Genomic DNA, 14854 nt, shown 5'->3' with positions numbered 1-14854 from the left:
CAATGACGAAATCATCCTTAAAACGACTCATCCCTTCTACCTTGATCGGGCTGCTGGCAGTAACGCTGTCGATTGGAACCGCCACAGCGGATTCAGTCAACCTGACCCCGGATCACTTCCCGATCGACCCAACCGATATGGACCGGAGCCTGCAATCCCCGGTTACGTCCTACGCAGAGCCGCTCGAGCGGGTGCAGGAATCGGTAGTCGCGGTTTACACATTGAAGAAAGTCTCGGGTCGCCGATCCATTGATCCACGCGAAGAGATGCTGCGTCGGTTTTTTGGAGTTCCGCTCGATCCCAACAGCCCCGGCACACAGGAAGAGGAACAAACCCTGCCCGCCGGTCAGGGTTCTGGTGTTATCATTTCAACGGATGGATATATTCTCACCAACAATCACGTGATCTCAGACCGTTCTGGCAAAACTGTGGATGAAGTATGGGTCACGTTAAATGACGGCGAAGAATATCAGGCTGAAATCATCGGACACGACGAACGAACCGATGTTGCCGTGATCAAAATTGATGTCGAAAACCTGCCTGCCGCCGTGCTTGCCGACAGCGACAATTTGAAAATCGGGGATGTGGTCTTTGCCATTGGCAACCCCATGGGAGTTGGCAAAACGATCACCATGGGCATTGTTTCCGCAACTGGCCGCGATCTCGGCATCCTGGGCAACCAGGGTTACGAAAGCTTCATTCAAACCGATGCAGCGATCAACATGGGGAATTCCGGAGGTGCTCTCGTCGATGCATGGGGACGGCTCGTGGGAATCAACACTGCCATCATTTCACGCTCTGGGGGCAACATTGGCATCGGGTTTGCCGTACCGATCAAGATGGCTCGCAGCATTGCCATTTCCCTCGTTACGACGGGAGAGGTTCGCAGGGGTCTGCTCGGCATCAGCCCTGGGCGCATTGATTCGGCCCTGGCAGAATCCTTTGGACTCCCCACCACCGAAGGCGCTATTGTCAATCAGGTGACCGAAGATCTTCCCGCTTCCAAGGCTGGCGTTGAAGTGGGAGACATCATTCTCCAGATCAACGGCCAACGCATCAAGGATGCCGATCACTTGCGTTTGGTCGTTGCGGGTTACCAACCCGGAACAGAAGTCGAGCTATCCATCCTGCGCGATGGTGAAGCCATGACCCTGACGGTAACCCTGGCGGACTTTGACGATCCCTACGGAACTGGAATTTCAGGAGTATCCGAGATTCTACCCGGAGTTGACGCCGAGGTCTTGACTGGCGAAATCCGCAATGAATTCGGAATTCCCGACAACCTCACAGGAGTGCTGGTGAGCAATGTGCGTAACGACTCCCCTCACAGCCGGGTGCTGGCACGAGGTGTGGTCATCTTGCGCGTCAATGGTCAGGATGTCACGTCGGTGAACGATGTTCGCAGCGCGCTCAAACCTGGCATCAATCGCCTCTATGTTTTCCACCGGGGGAATTTTGGATTCATCGCCGTGAGACTCCAGTAACGAGTCTGGAGCGCCTTGCACCGCGAGTCGCAACAATGTATTCAAATCCGTCAACACCTGAGGTGTTGACGGATTTTTTTGCGGGAAATCCAGAGCTGGAGTCCATTCAATCCTGACGCAACTCTGCACAATGATACGATGCCAGATTGGGTGGATTCATTGAAAACCCAGGCATGCATTCAGCACGCTTTCGCCCAGAGCAACTCCACCAGTCACACCTCCTTTTGATCCCGAAGCCACTTTTCCACCTGCCGTTCCAGAGTTGAGTTTCCCCAAAGCATCCTCAATGTTTGACACCCCATGTCATCCCTGATCGAGCAAATCATCCATGCATCGACTCCACTGGAACCCGTGCACACGACACTCCAGCCTCAACTGCAACCGCTACCAACAATCCGCTGCATCCTCTTTGACGTTTATGGCACCCTGATGGTCTCCGGTGTTGGCGATATCAGTCACTCCGTAGATGAGGATCGCGACACTTCCATGCGGCAAACTGCCAAGGCACACCACATCCGTTGGAAGCACGCTTTGCCAGATCCCGGAAAACAATTCAAAGCTGTCATCCATGAACACCATCGTGCCCTGAGATCCAGGGGCATCCCTTTCCCCGAAGTGGACATTCGCGAGGTCTGGAGCGATTTTCTGAAGCGCCATGCACATCCTTCCTGCATTCTGAATGAATCGCAACTGGAACAGCTCTGTCTGGCCCATGAGCTTTCCGTCAATCCCACCTGGCCAATGCCAGGACTCTCACACACCCTCGAAGAACTCCGCCGTCGAAACCAGTATCTGGGCATTGTTTCCAATGCCCAATTCTTTACACCACTCCTGTTTCCCGCATATCTGGGCCGCACCCTTGAAGAGTTGGGGTTTTCAGATGCGTTGTGCCAGTGGTCTTACCAACTGCGGGAAGCAAAACCGGACACTCGACTCTACGAAGAGAATGTCAAAGCACTTCAACAACTGCACATTCAACCTTCAGAGGTAATCTACGTCGGCAATGACATGCTCAATGACATGCTTCCCGCCACACAGGTTGGCTTCAAAACCGCACTCTTCGCAGGAGATCAACGCTCCCTGCGCCTGCGCAAAGAGGACACCCGCATCGCCAGCATCCAACCCGATTTGATCCTCACTCAACTCGAGCAACTTCTCGAGTGTGTGCCAGCTGCCACGTGATTGATCCGTGCGATGCAGACTCAACCCAACAACGCACCCACCTCTCCCGAAAACGCGAGATCCACCAGCGAGGGAAGGTTCAGGCCAGGGCGAAGTGATGCCAGCTGGCGAATGTTCTCCAGATGATGCAACTGGGATACTGTTTGCTCAACAGCAGAATTCGCGGGGACCACCCACTCGCGTCCCGATGTACCCGACAAGACAAACTGTTCACCGCGCTGCTCGATCATAAAATCGGCAGAACGCCCCCCGTTCTGGGCAACAAACTGCGTCATCGAAGGATCGCTAAGTAAACGATCCTGCAGTTTTTGACTCAGAAACTCCACACCCTCGATGGAATCAACCGACTGTTGAGTCAGATACGCCTTGAAGGCAGCCTTTTCCGGATTGACCGCATGATCGAGGCGCTGCTCAAAACGCTGCAGCTGCTCCAGACGCGTGCTCGCTGTAGCCCCTTGCCCATCGGAGAGCGATTGCCATAGCTGCTTTCCAACTCCCATGATCACATTTGAAATCAATCCATTCATTTCGACCTCCAGTTCTGATGAGTGATTAAGGGTGACCCCATGCTTCCCTCTTTCACACTCCGGTGAAGTTCGGTGTAAATGACTCTAAGGAATCCTGATTTAAATGAGTGCAGTTGCATGGCTCTGGTCACTGGCGGTAGGAAAAAGCTGCATTTTCATGCGGAAAATCCGCACCACATTCCCTACCAAGCAATACCTGGGCCAAATTGGGAAGAGTTGAGGCAAACCCCACTCAGGGTTCACGCACGATCATGCGAAACAACTCCCATCCCCCCATCTCGGATCGGTTGGCAATGAGTGGACCTGTTCCCTCATTTTCGGAGGCGACAAAAGCACCATTGGCCTTGCAGCGCAGTGCGAGGATCCCCTTGCTGTGCGCGATGCCCACGAATTTCTCCCATTCCCCGACGCGGGTAGCTGTGGCCCGAAGGGGCAGGGTTCCCTCCGTTTTTGCCGATACATAGCGTCCATTTGCAAGCGAACGAAGGGTCACAAAACCATCCAGACTCAGTCCAACCTCAAACCAGTTCGAGTCTCCGGGTTGAGTCTCAAAGGGAATCAACACTCCTTCAGGACTCAGCGACACATAGCGCGCACTCGGTGTCGACTGCAATGCGATCTGCTTGCCAACAGGCAACAGGTGCAAGGGTTCGATCTCAAACATCTCCCAGTCACCCACCTGCTCCCGATTTGCGATCAAAGGGGAATTCCCGCTGTTTTCAGCACTGACAAGCAGTCCATTTGCTTTGCAGCGAAACGCGAAATTTCCATCCCCGAGCTTGACCGGATAGAATAGCTCCCAATCACTGACCACATCACGGGTTGCGGAGAGTGGCTCAAGCCCACCCGCTTCAAAGCTCACATATTTGTCATTGAACATGGATTTGAGTGCATAGGTGCTCGCTCCCATTTCCACCACTTCAAAGGTTTGCTGGCGTGCCCCTTCCAGCCCGTCAGCGATCAGGCGCGCATGCGATTCCCTTGATGGATTGACATAACGACCGTTGGCAAGGGATCGGATGCGGATGTGCAGCCCATTTGGAAAAAAGGTGTTCTCCAGTGCTTTCAACACTGCTGCATGGGCATCGACGCGCCCGCCTGAAACGGTCTTGCCCGCAGCAGAATCAATCGGCTTCACTGTGCTCAGAATGGCGTCTTTGATCATGTGAGCGTCCCAATCCGTGCGAACCGACTTCACAAGCGCAGCCACACCAGCCACGACTGGAGTTGCCATCGATGTACCACTGTAAGCTTCATAGCCATTGGGTGAAATTGTACTGAAAATTTCCGACCCCGGAGCAAGCACGTCCACACTGGTCGGTCCCCAAGTCGAGTAGTTCTCCATCTCATCAAACCAGTTGCTCGCACCCACATTCAGAATATTCGCATGGGGATAGGCGCCAGGATAACTTTCCACCACATCCGAATTTTCACCGGAATTGCCCGATGAAGTGACCATCAGGATTCCATGTCGTTGAAGCAAATCAATCATCGCCACCTCCGCATCGCTGCGATCTTCTCCACCGAGAGAGGCGTTGATGATACTCGCTCCCATTTTGCGTGCATAGTCCATTCCACGAATGAAATCTGAGGTAAAACCGCCCTCCTCATTGAAAATCTTGATGGGCAGGATGGTGACGCCCGGACTCACCCCGCTGCCACCAATCCCATTGTTCGCACTGGCAGCAATGATTCCCGCTACGTGGGTTCCATGGCTGTCCTTCGTGTCTGACACATCAGGACTACCCTGATGAGCGTCGAAAAAATTCCAACCGTTCACATCATCGATCTGTCCGTTGCCATCATTGTCTTTTCCATCCATGGTTTCACGCAGGTTGACATAGATGCGTCCAATCAGATCGGGATGATCCACCTGCACACCAGAATCAATCACCGCCACAACGACATTCGCATCCCCCATCGTGATCTGCCAGGCTTCCGGAGCATTGATATCCACATCAAATACGCCAGAACCGCTGCCCAAATTGTTCAATGCCCATTGGCGATGAAATTGCGGATCGTTCGGTAGTGCGGTCGCCAGTCGAAAATAATTGGGTTCGACATAAGCGAGGGCCACATGCAGCCGCAAACGGGAAGCAGCATCTTCCAAATCGTCCGGCTCACCTGCACGGAAGCGAATCAGAAAATGATTCCCATCCCGGATCGTCTGCACCAATTCGGCATCCGCTTCTGCAAGAAGGTCACGAAGCGCCTGGAGGTCCTGCCCCTCTTTCAATCCGACAAGCAACTGATCCGAAACCCAGGCAGAACCTCCTACGGCCACCCACTCCTGTGTCTGTTCATCTTTATCAAAGTGAATTTCCCGCGTGATGAGCGGATATTTGAGATCGGTCAGTAGCTGCTCGGTTCGAATCATGCTGCCGTCGTCCTGCAACTGCTCACGCATATTGACAACACTTGCATCTTCAAATGCCGCCAGCAATCGAAGCGCATCCAGGTTCGCGCGAACCGAACGCTGACCATGTGCCCGCTGCTCGACAGCATCTTCTGCTACTGTCATCGCAGAGTCTGAATCATCCGAAGCGTCGGAAGGTTGTCCATGGGGAGCTGCATCGGCACTCACAACCTCAAGATCAGCGACATGCTGCTCCCGATAGCGGCGATCCGTGTAGACCATGACCGACAGCAGGGAAAGCATCATCACCCCAACCATCAATCGATACAGCATACTCGGATTTTCTCTCATGTCTTTCCTCCCCAAAATAAACGAAAAGCACAGGTAATGGATTTCGTCAAAGGAGACAAATTTAGCCTCAAGCATTAGAACATGGCAAATGGGAATCGTTCAAAGCCAAAATTACGAAAATATCGGCTTCACCAGATTCCCCGCAAATCCTTCACTCAATCGAGACTTTCTCGAAATTGCTTGCCGGATTCCAGCACCTGTTCCACCGCTTCAAATCGACCCTGCTCGAGATGAATTCGCACATGTTCGAGTCCCTCGATTATGCCGCGCAACATGGGTAGGATTTCCTCGCGGTTGTGCTGCAGTATGTCCATCCACATGGGCGTACTGCCCGCAGCGACCCGCGTGGTATCCATCAACCCCGAACCGACATATTCGCGCCAGCCCACACCCCCCATTTCCGCCACTTTGCTTGCAAGGGTGGCGGCCACAACATGGGGAAGATGACTGATGCAGGCTACAATGCGGTCGTGCTCACGTGCATCAATGCGCGTGACGCGCATGCCCAGCCCTTCCCAGAATTTCTCGATGCGCTTCACTGCCCGCTCGTCGCAGCCTTGCGATGGGGTCACAAAACATGGCTTGCCTGCATACAGGTTCACATCCGCATTCGACAAACCACTCCGCTCCGATCCCGCCATAGGGTGCGACCCCACAAAAACTGCACGCCCTTCAAGCGCACGCTCACACTCCATCACCAACCGTTCCTTCGTGCTCCCAACGTCCGAGACGATTGCATCAGGTTTAAGGTGCGGAGCTGCCATCGCAACCAGACGGGAAATCGCGCCAACCGGAGCGCAGACCCACACCAGGTCCGCACCGCTTACAGCTCCCTCAATCGTGGAAGAACAGCTGTCACACCACGCCTGCTCGGCGCACTGCCTGCGGGTTTCCTCCCGACGCGCCCATACCTGCACCCGTTCACAGAGTCCAGACGCTTTCGAAGCTGCTGCAAGAGAGGCCCCCAGCAACCCGGGAGCGAGGATGGCAATCGTAGTCATTTGCGGTCAAATTCAAGCGGTTCACATCCCATCGACAACGTCCCATAATGGGTGCAGATGCGTCTGGAGTGTCTCGTCCATGTTCCGTGCCTAGTGCATGCAACTCTTTGCATCAAGTCTCTTCGCAACACTTTCCCACACGAATGCAGATTCCCAAGTCCTGCCCAGTCACAGGATTCCACCGCAAAGCCACGAAAACCCTGAAAATTGTGCTTGATGTAAACGTGTGTTTCATTTCTTCTGAAACTTTGCGGTTCCAAGGAATCGCAGCGTCGGGACGTAGCACAGCCTGGTAGTGTACTTGCATGGGGTGCAAGGGGTCGCTGGTTCGAATCCAGTCGTCCCGACCATTTTTCCCGCTTGGTAAAGCGGTTTACGGGTCGGAAGCAGGAAGCCGAATCAACACGCGCAGACGGATATTGTTGATTTTGTTGGAATAAACCCCTAAATAAACCCTAAATGAGCCGCGGGTTAGGACTGGCGAAATCTCATTTCCGAGAGGGGTTGAAGCGTCCCTGGGAAGCGAGATGGTATGAGAACGGGAAGCAGAAATCGAAATTCTTCGATTCTGAGGAGCTTCGCGACAAGTACATCACGGCCCACAATCGAAAGAAAAAGCAGTTTGGTTCGCGCTACAGTGCGGAGATGCTCGCCCGAGTCGACCGGCTGTTGGAGGCATCCCGGCTTGTCCCCGAAGCGGATCCGATGGACGTCTATCGGTTTTACCGCGACCGATACCTGGTGCAGAAATTCGGAACAGATCTGCGGGAACTGGTTGCCGAATACCTCGCGGCCAAAAAGGCAACGGTGAGCGAAGGGCATTTCAAGACGATCTCTTTTTTCCTTGGTCAGATGGTGGACGGCATCGGAGTCGAAAAGGCTGAGTTGATCGATCTCAAACATGCGCAACGATACGTCGATGCTCTGCAAACACGCTTGGCTTTGGAATCGGTATGGAACCACCGCAAAGACATCCGCGCGTTCTTCAACTGGTGTGTGCGCCTGGATAGGTTGGAAGCGAACCCATTCGCCAACGTGCAGCTGCCAGAGGTGGTGAGGGACGAGCCGGGAATCCTATCGCTCGAGGATGCGCGGGAGTGGTTTGCATGGGTGGTGGAAGTTGATCCGGTAATGGCTGCGCTCATGGGGGCGACAGCATTCGGAGGCCTGCGGCAGTCGGCAGTACTACGGCTGAAACCTGAAGATCTGGATCCGGATGGAATTCTCCAGCCTGCACGGAAGACCAAGATCAAGCGCCGCCACTACATCACCGGGTTGCCTGGAAACGTTTTCCCATGGCTCGACCTGCTCACGGATGAGGCCTACGAACTCACACCCAATGCCTTTAAGCTACGGCGATCTCGATTGATCACGCGCTACCGAAAGCACGTCAGCGACCGGCACTGGTCCATTCCCAAGAATGCCATGCGCCACTCGTTTGCTTCCCACCATTTGGCGGCCTTTGAAAATCCAGCGTTGACGGCCAAACTCATCTCCCACCGGGGCGACATGGACACCCTATGGGATCACTACGCCGGCTCCCGTGACAATCGGGGCCAACTGATCACCAAAGAGCGCGGACTCGCGTGGTTTGAGATCGTTCCACCGCCCTCTGAGGATGATCAGCAGGATGCGGATCTGGATGACATCACCGTCCCTTTCCCGGCAGCAGATCGCAAAGCCGCATCGAAATAGGACTACCGTCCATCGGCATTGTGCACAAGGACCTCAGCCTTGCCACCGACGCCCGAGCCATCCGTCGGCATAAACGCGAGCGCGAAGTTGTTCCCGATTTCCCATGCTGGGTTTCCGTTGTGGCTGACGGCCCGATAGATGGCAGCAGTTGCGAAATCCAGGACTGCTCGATATCGCTTTCCGCCCACCTTCAGAATCAGTTGGTCAACCTCGATTTCGAAGGTGGAACGTTTCTGAGTACTGTCAGAGAGCAACGTCAAGCTGCCGAAAGTGCCATTCGCATCAGTCGTCACACCCCAGATCGCTTTCACCTGCCCATCGGGACCCAGGAACGCGGTGGACAACGTTTGCACTTTAGCGCTGTTTTGAGCGTCGGAGATTTGCAGATTGTGGATGTCGGTCGCCCATCCGGTGAGCGTGCCGTTGATGTTCCGCAGGGTGGTTTCGGTGTTCCGGATAGCGGTCGCATTGGCCTCGGTCTCATCCTCGAGATCTTTGATATCGGATTTCAGCACAGTGAAATTCTGGGCCATCGTCGCGATGCCGCCCTCGACTTCCTGCACATCGGTCTTGAGCCCGTTCACGGTTGACGACAACCCGCTCAGAGAGTTCTCAGCGCTGTTGAGACGTGAGACCAGCGTGTTGAACTGTTGGGTCAGTGCCTGCACCGCAGACACGCGGGCGGTTTGCTCCTGGACGATTGCGGCCGCATTGGTGTTGGACCGCGCACCGATCTGCTGCACTACCTGCGACAGTGCTCCCAGCTCGTTGTTGAGCTGATTCTTTACCTGGTTTATCTGTGTGCCAAACCCCGTCTCTGTAAGCTCAATCTGTGCGGCAAAATCGAGAGCTTGCTCTACCAGCTGGTCCGCCTGAGCCTCGACTCTTGCGAGCGTCTGGTTGGCGAGATCCCACAGCATGGCCTTGTCTGCGTCGAATGCATCGAGGTCGTCTTTGATCGTCTTGTTGGTGAGGTCCTCACCGGAGACGATAAAATACCCTTGCACTGGCCAGCGGGCCGTTGATACACCGGGCCGGCTGGTGTCGTAGTCCTGCGCAGAAAGCACGAAGTAAACCTCCTGCGGACTCAACACAGTGATGGGAACTGAAAACACGACTCGTCCGGTCGGCACGATGGACGCTCCTCCGACGATTGTTTGTTCGCCCGTCGCACCATTCACCATCATGAGCGACCAGGATACAATGTCCTCATTGGGATCGAAGATCTGCCCACTTATCTTGAACGACTCTCCGGTCTCGGCCTTTACGGGGTTGTCCGGATAGAAATGGATATCGGGCAACGTGCTCTCGCGCTCGAGAAAATCGTAGGTCAACAACAGTGCTTCATCGAGCGGCTGCGTCGAACCGATGCGCCGGGACTGCAGTTTGAAATAACGACGATCCCCTGTCACAAAGCCCCTGTGACTCATCTGGAACCGCTGCAGCGACTCTGCCTCAATGATCCAGCACTCCGCCCCAGTGGCGTGAGCGAGGCCTCGGCTCGACTCCCGCGCACGAAAAGCGTCCACTCGATATTGGCCGCTCCCTTCAGCAGTCACGTTGCCGACCGAGAACCATTCCCCATCGATGATGAGCAGCAACTCATTGTTGAGCTGTGCCTGGGCAGACTTGGGTTGCAGCAGCACGAGATCGGGACCGCTCGCAGAGATGCGCAGTGTGATCGGCACCGGTTCGCGCTCCTCAAATCCTACCCGCTGTGACACCTTGTCCTCTGCGTGTTCCGGGCTGGTTTCCGGCATATCTGCGACCCCCTGCAGGAGAGTGGCCCGCAACGCCCAGCTCGTTTGGTAGCGCATGAGGTCGTAGCTTGCCCCGGAATCACTGTACCAGACATTGAACCCTTCGACATCCGGAGCGGGTCGCTCCGCCAGCACCACAATCGCGGTACGCAAGTTGTCGATAAACTCCGGCGTCAGCTCGAGAATGCGCGCATGCTCGATGCCCGCCACCGGCGCCGCGACCAACGGCGTCCGGATGACGGGGGAGCTATACTCCATGGCAAAGAGCCCCGCTTCCTGTCGAAACTCCAGCGTGCAGGTGCCGTCGCGGTAGTGGTCGGTGCGTTTGGTGCAACGCACGATGATGTCTTGCGAGAAGTGAGCGTCATCGAGCTGCAGACGGTCGCCTGGCAACATATCGGACCCGTCGAGGTTCACGGCACGTTCCGCCCTGCAGACGACCCGACCGGTGGTGATGGGAAAGCTCGCGGTCTGCACGTATTCCTCAGCATAGCGCATAGCCTGTTCACCAGTGACAAAGAACTTCCGGTCGAGCGTTTCGCTCATCACCTCACCGGTCACGCCCTGGTTGAACTGGCTCTGAGCCTTCTGGCTGGTTTCCTTGAGGTAGCGGGTGACATCGCGATAGACGACAAACACCTCGTTCACGGTGTCATCATAGCTGCTCGGGTCGTAGGTGGGCAGCTCTGTCATGTCGGCATGTGATAGCTCTCGGACCTGTGGGTAGACGCCATCGTGCGGGTAGAAGTCGATCTGGATCTTGCCCTCCTTGTACCGAAAGAATCCATCGATGTGGACCAGGATCAGCCCGATCAACTGCTTGGCGCTCACCTTGCGCGAGGAAAACGGACTCATGTAGTACACGTGCGCGAGGTCCCGGATGCGATTGGCAGCATTGCGGAAGCTGGTGACATCGAGCGCTGAGCTGTCGAGCCCGAGTCCAAAGCGCGGATCGAGCAATAGCTCCTCGACGCAGGTTATTGGATTGACCCCCTGTGCGGTGATGTCGGTAGGCAGCCCGATCCGGGAAACCGGAGCCGACTCGACCTCCACTTCCACATTGGGAGCGCTGGTGCGGTTCGCTCCAAAGAACAGCTTCCGGATCGAGACATACGCGATCCCCTTGTAGGCGGGGTGCAGGTTGGTGCTTGCGGCTTCAGCGATTGCCGCCGGCAGCTCATCGGGATCGTTCGGGTCCACCCCGGCGAACTCCTGTGGGTTCAGAATGGGATCCCACGAGTAGGTGGAAGCGCTCTCAAGGTTCAGCACTCGCGAGTCAGGAGATTGTGAATCGGTTCCAAAGTAATGAAAGAAGTCGCCGTATTGAGCCACCTGCAGCAGCTCGGGGCCCGCACCGTCGAGCGTGATGCTGCCCTCCCACACCAAATTGTTGTCGATGATCAACCGCTTGAACGCGCTGACCGGCCCCACCTGCACAAAGCCCGCGAGGTCCCCGTAGTAATTGAACCCGGTGACCTGGTCGCCACCCTTGCCCATGTCCTGTTTGATGTCGGTAGTGGTGCGTCGCAGAGCAGGAGTGATCCACTTGAGCGCCCAGCGTTGGTGACCGCGCCCGTATGGGATCGGGATCGCCTCCTGATTCGTGCTCAGTTGATTGCTGTCGAGGTTGAGCAGCTTTGGCTCGCTCGACGTCGCAGCGGGGGCCTGTGTGGAAAAACTCATAGCTCGAGGGGACGGAAGATGGTTTCGACGGCACCCATGCGCGTGACCACCGCGATCGGAATCCGTTCCACGCGTCGACCCACCATCACATGGGCGAAGCTGCGCGGGGTCAGTGCAATGCCGAGGTGCCACATAGCGGAGCCCAGACGCATGCCAAGCACATCACCTGGACGCAGATAGGCGGGATCGGGGGGAATCTCCTCCACCCGCAGACTGACCCCCGTCATGTCGATGAACTGCCGGATCAGGGATTGACGGGTATGATTGCCGCCATCGATGGGATAGTGCCACGTAATCGGCTGCACCCACCACCCAGCATCCACCAGGAGCGCACGCACGAGCTGCACGCAATCGACGCCGCCCTGGGAACCGGGTGCGCAGCTCCGTGGGAAAAACGGAGTGCCTTCCCACTTAGTAAACGACTTCATAAGCGCGTCCACACGAGCATCAGAGTAGAAGAATGGGGGAGCCTTCATCGTGATTACTTCTTGCGGGTGTTGGTTTCGGTGGTGATGGCTTGCACCGTGGGGTTTTGATCGGGCACCCATGGAGCGCCCCCAAAATTGTTGTAGTTCGCAAACTTCACTTCACAGGTTGACGGCAGCCCATCGCAGCCGGGAATCATCCGAACAGCGTCGCCGACCTTGGCTTTGCGCAGCGGCTTCACGATTCCGAACCGATTCCCGTTTTGGCTGACGACCGGACGCGACTCGAAGTTGATGCCATCTCCCACCCACAGCATGCCGCCATTGAAGTAACCAGCTGCAGCACTGACGCCGGCCAGAGTGACGGATGCACCATCGAGCCCGGTGATGGTGGCGGTGCGGGTGTATTGGGATCGGCTGAGTCCGCAGTTTCGGTCAAAGACGTTGTAGTTGCAATGGGGCTGGATCACCATGCGGGGGATCCTCCGATCCAAGAGACCCCGGAACACCTGGCACTGTGCGGTGAGGGCCTTGCCGCTGCTGGTGACTCGGGAGACCCGACCGGAGAACACAAGCTTTTGGGTGGCTGCCACATTTGCGGGATCCACACGATAGATCATAACCTGCAACGTAGCGTTGACCTCGAACGGGATGAACAGCATCAACGGTGAGCCTTCGAATGCATAGGACCTCAGCTCGAACTCTCCATGGATTCCAAGTTCGAAGGTCCCTTCCTCTATTTCGAATGGCGCAGGTGTGTATGTGCCATTGGTGGTGACAATATCGCGCTCCCAATCTGTAAACCTCCAGTTCACCACATTCGCCGCGTTGTCAGGAGTCACGTATCGAAACCGATACAGGAACGCCACTGCCGGCTGTTCGGGCTGCTCTCCGGGGATGGCTACGGTTTCATGCGCACGCTGCCACAGTTTCAATGTGGTGGTGGCGAGCGTAGGAGTCTGAAAGTCGAGCGTGATCTCATCATCGGCGAAACCCGCCCGCATACTGTGCGGCGTGGTGGGGCGGTCTGCTCCTGGACGAAACCACACGGGCATGCTGAAGCTGCGCCACTGACCCATGCGACCGAGAAAGAAGGTGAGCAGCTGTCGCACTTCCTCTGCACTCTCTGCGGGATCCTCAAGCAGCTGTAGGTGCATTTCCTGACCCCATTCGGGCGGAGCATCCTCTCCGTCAAACACCGACTCGCGCATGGACCCAAAGTCTTCGTATTCGAGCCGGTCACGCGACTCCCAGCGCACCGGTTCGCTGTAGTCGGGGCGCAGCGTATCGGGCCACACATCCCGCTGAGCCTGTGGGGTGGCATGCACCCTCACTCGAAGGTCAAACGGGGAATCCTCGAGAAACACCAGCTGACACGTGGCAACCGTTCCGCCCGTGATGTCTTCCATGCTCGGACGCTTCGAGAGCCGACCAAACGCTAGCGGCACCAGGAAGGGGTGCTTGTAGGCGGTTGGTAGCGCATCCGAGCGTAGTACCTCCTGCCCATCCGGACCGAAGTTCATCAGATACGCCGTCTCGTAGATGCGCGTGGTGAAGAACGCCTCGTTCTCGCGCATGCTCGCCCACAGGGGCAACGCTACCCGCTGCGGCAAATCCTGATCGCCGAGCAGCTGGTTGAGCTCATCGGCTTCAAAAGCATCGGGCAAATAGTCCAGCGTCACGCGCACCCGCATCGATTCGATGAACGGACGGCGCGATTGGATACCGGTGAGTCCTTCCGCAACGACCGTGCGCAACCGATGCGTGATCCGTATCCCCGCAGCCCAATCGGGCATGTGATGGATGAGTCGGTATTCCTTTCCGCTGGCCTGGAAGGTTTCGAGCATCGGTCGACTACAGTTGCGCGGCGGCGATGAAGATGGCGTCGATCTCGGCGGGAGTGAGGGAGAGAGAGGCACCCATAGAGACAACGAGCGGGTGGTCGCGGTGAAAAGACAGGGCCTCGTCGAACTCGATGCGCTGAGCTTCAGTGGTGAGACTGGCGCGCAGGGTCTCGCGGGTGAGGGATAGCTCGCTGTCGAGCACGAGGAAAAGCTGCCGGCGGGTCACCTCGTAGGGGACCGGTGGTGAAGGTGGGTTGGCCTCTTTGTGGGCGAGATAGGCGAGGATCGAGGCGTAGGGAGAGAGCACAGTGGGACTCTCGGTGTCGGCCCCGGTGATGCCTCGGGGGATGGTGACCGGGGAGCCGAGGTGTTGGGTGCCGTCGTGCCAGCGGAAGGTGATAGTAGTCTCGGTCGCAGCGGTGATGTCGACGTGGGTGATGGTCGCGTTTTGGTAGTGCGGCTCAGGCAATGCGGTGGGCGCAGCAGCCGCCAGCGCGGCGGCGAGAGTGCCCACGAAAAAAATAATAGCGTTGAGTGGTTTCATGA

10 protein-coding genes and 1 tRNA gene are annotated in these 14854 nt (G+C 56.4%); 4 read left to right on the top strand and 7 right to left on the bottom strand.

Translation table 11 applies throughout. The annotated features are described in order from the left end of the window. Nucleotides 1–2: 2 nt before the first annotated feature. Both ABQ298_03875 and ABQ298_03870 read left to right on the top strand, forming a co-directional pair. Nucleotides 3–1484, top strand: a complete 1482-nt coding sequence (locus ABQ298_03875) for a Do family serine endopeptidase (GenBank protein MEQ9823501.1) — start codon at nucleotides 3–5, stop codon at nucleotides 1482–1484. Nucleotides 1485–1784: 300 nt separating this feature from the next. Next, nucleotides 1785–2666: an HAD family hydrolase gene (locus ABQ298_03870; protein MEQ9823500.1), complete on the top strand. Its 882-nt coding sequence runs from the start codon at nucleotides 1785–1787 to the stop codon at nucleotides 2664–2666. Nucleotides 2667–2686: 20 nt separating this feature from the next. Here ABQ298_03870 and ABQ298_03865 read toward each other — a convergent pair whose 3' ends face one another. From ABQ298_03865 to ABQ298_03855, 3 genes are all read right to left on the bottom strand, one after another. Beyond that, nucleotides 2687–3166: a hypothetical protein gene (locus ABQ298_03865; protein MEQ9823499.1), complete on the bottom strand. Its 480-nt coding sequence runs from the start codon at nucleotides 3164–3166 to the stop codon at nucleotides 2687–2689. Between the two features lie 259 nt (nucleotides 3167–3425). Next, entirely contained in the window at nucleotides 3426–5900 is a 2475-nt protein-coding gene (locus ABQ298_03860; protein MEQ9823498.1) for a S8 family serine peptidase, read from the bottom strand. Nucleotides 5901–6055: 155 nt separating this feature from the next. Next, entirely contained in the window at nucleotides 6056–6901 is an 846-nt protein-coding gene (locus ABQ298_03855; protein ID MEQ9823497.1) for a prephenate dehydrogenase/arogenate dehydrogenase family protein, read from the bottom strand. Between the two features lie 273 nt (nucleotides 6902–7174). Between ABQ298_03855 and ABQ298_03850 the strand changes: the two genes are divergently transcribed. Next, nucleotides 7175–7251 (top strand) — tRNA-Pro (locus ABQ298_03850). 109 nt (nucleotides 7252–7360) lie between these two features. Further along, nucleotides 7361–8596, top strand: coding sequence for a hypothetical protein (locus ABQ298_03845; protein MEQ9823496.1), 1236 nt, complete (start codon nucleotides 7361–7363; stop codon nucleotides 8594–8596). Nucleotides 8597–8598: 2 nt separating this feature from the next. Here ABQ298_03845 and ABQ298_03840 read toward each other — a convergent pair whose 3' ends face one another. The 4 genes from ABQ298_03840 to ABQ298_03825 are packed head-to-tail and all read right to left on the bottom strand — an operon-like array spanning nucleotide 8599 to nucleotide 14852. Next, nucleotides 8599–12039: a hypothetical protein gene (locus ABQ298_03840; protein MEQ9823495.1), complete on the bottom strand. Its 3441-nt coding sequence runs from the start codon at nucleotides 12037–12039 to the stop codon at nucleotides 8599–8601. Then, the gene (locus tag ABQ298_03835) at nucleotides 12036–12467 is read right to left on the bottom strand and encodes a hypothetical protein (protein MEQ9823494.1); all 432 of its coding nucleotides are present in this window, start codon (nucleotides 12465–12467) and stop codon (nucleotides 12036–12038) included. The genes ABQ298_03840 and ABQ298_03835 overlap by 4 nt, the downstream gene beginning before the upstream one ends. 53 nt (nucleotides 12468–12520) lie before the next feature. Then, entirely contained in the window at nucleotides 12521–14311 is a 1791-nt protein-coding gene (locus ABQ298_03830; GenBank protein ID MEQ9823493.1) for a phage BR0599 family protein, read from the bottom strand. 7 nt (nucleotides 14312–14318) lie between these two features. Then, nucleotides 14319–14852, bottom strand: a complete 534-nt coding sequence (locus ABQ298_03825; GenBank protein ID MEQ9823492.1) for a hypothetical protein — start codon at nucleotides 14850–14852, stop codon at nucleotides 14319–14321. Between the last annotated feature and the right edge of the window lie 2 nt (nucleotides 14853–14854).

The sequence above is a fragment of the Puniceicoccaceae bacterium genome (genome assembly GCA_040224245.1).
Lineage (GTDB): Bacteria > Verrucomicrobiota > Verrucomicrobiia > Opitutales > JAFGAQ01 > JAKSBQ01.
The sequence above is the reverse complement of the archived record's forward strand: the minus strand, read 5'-3'. Positions and strand labels throughout refer to the sequence as shown.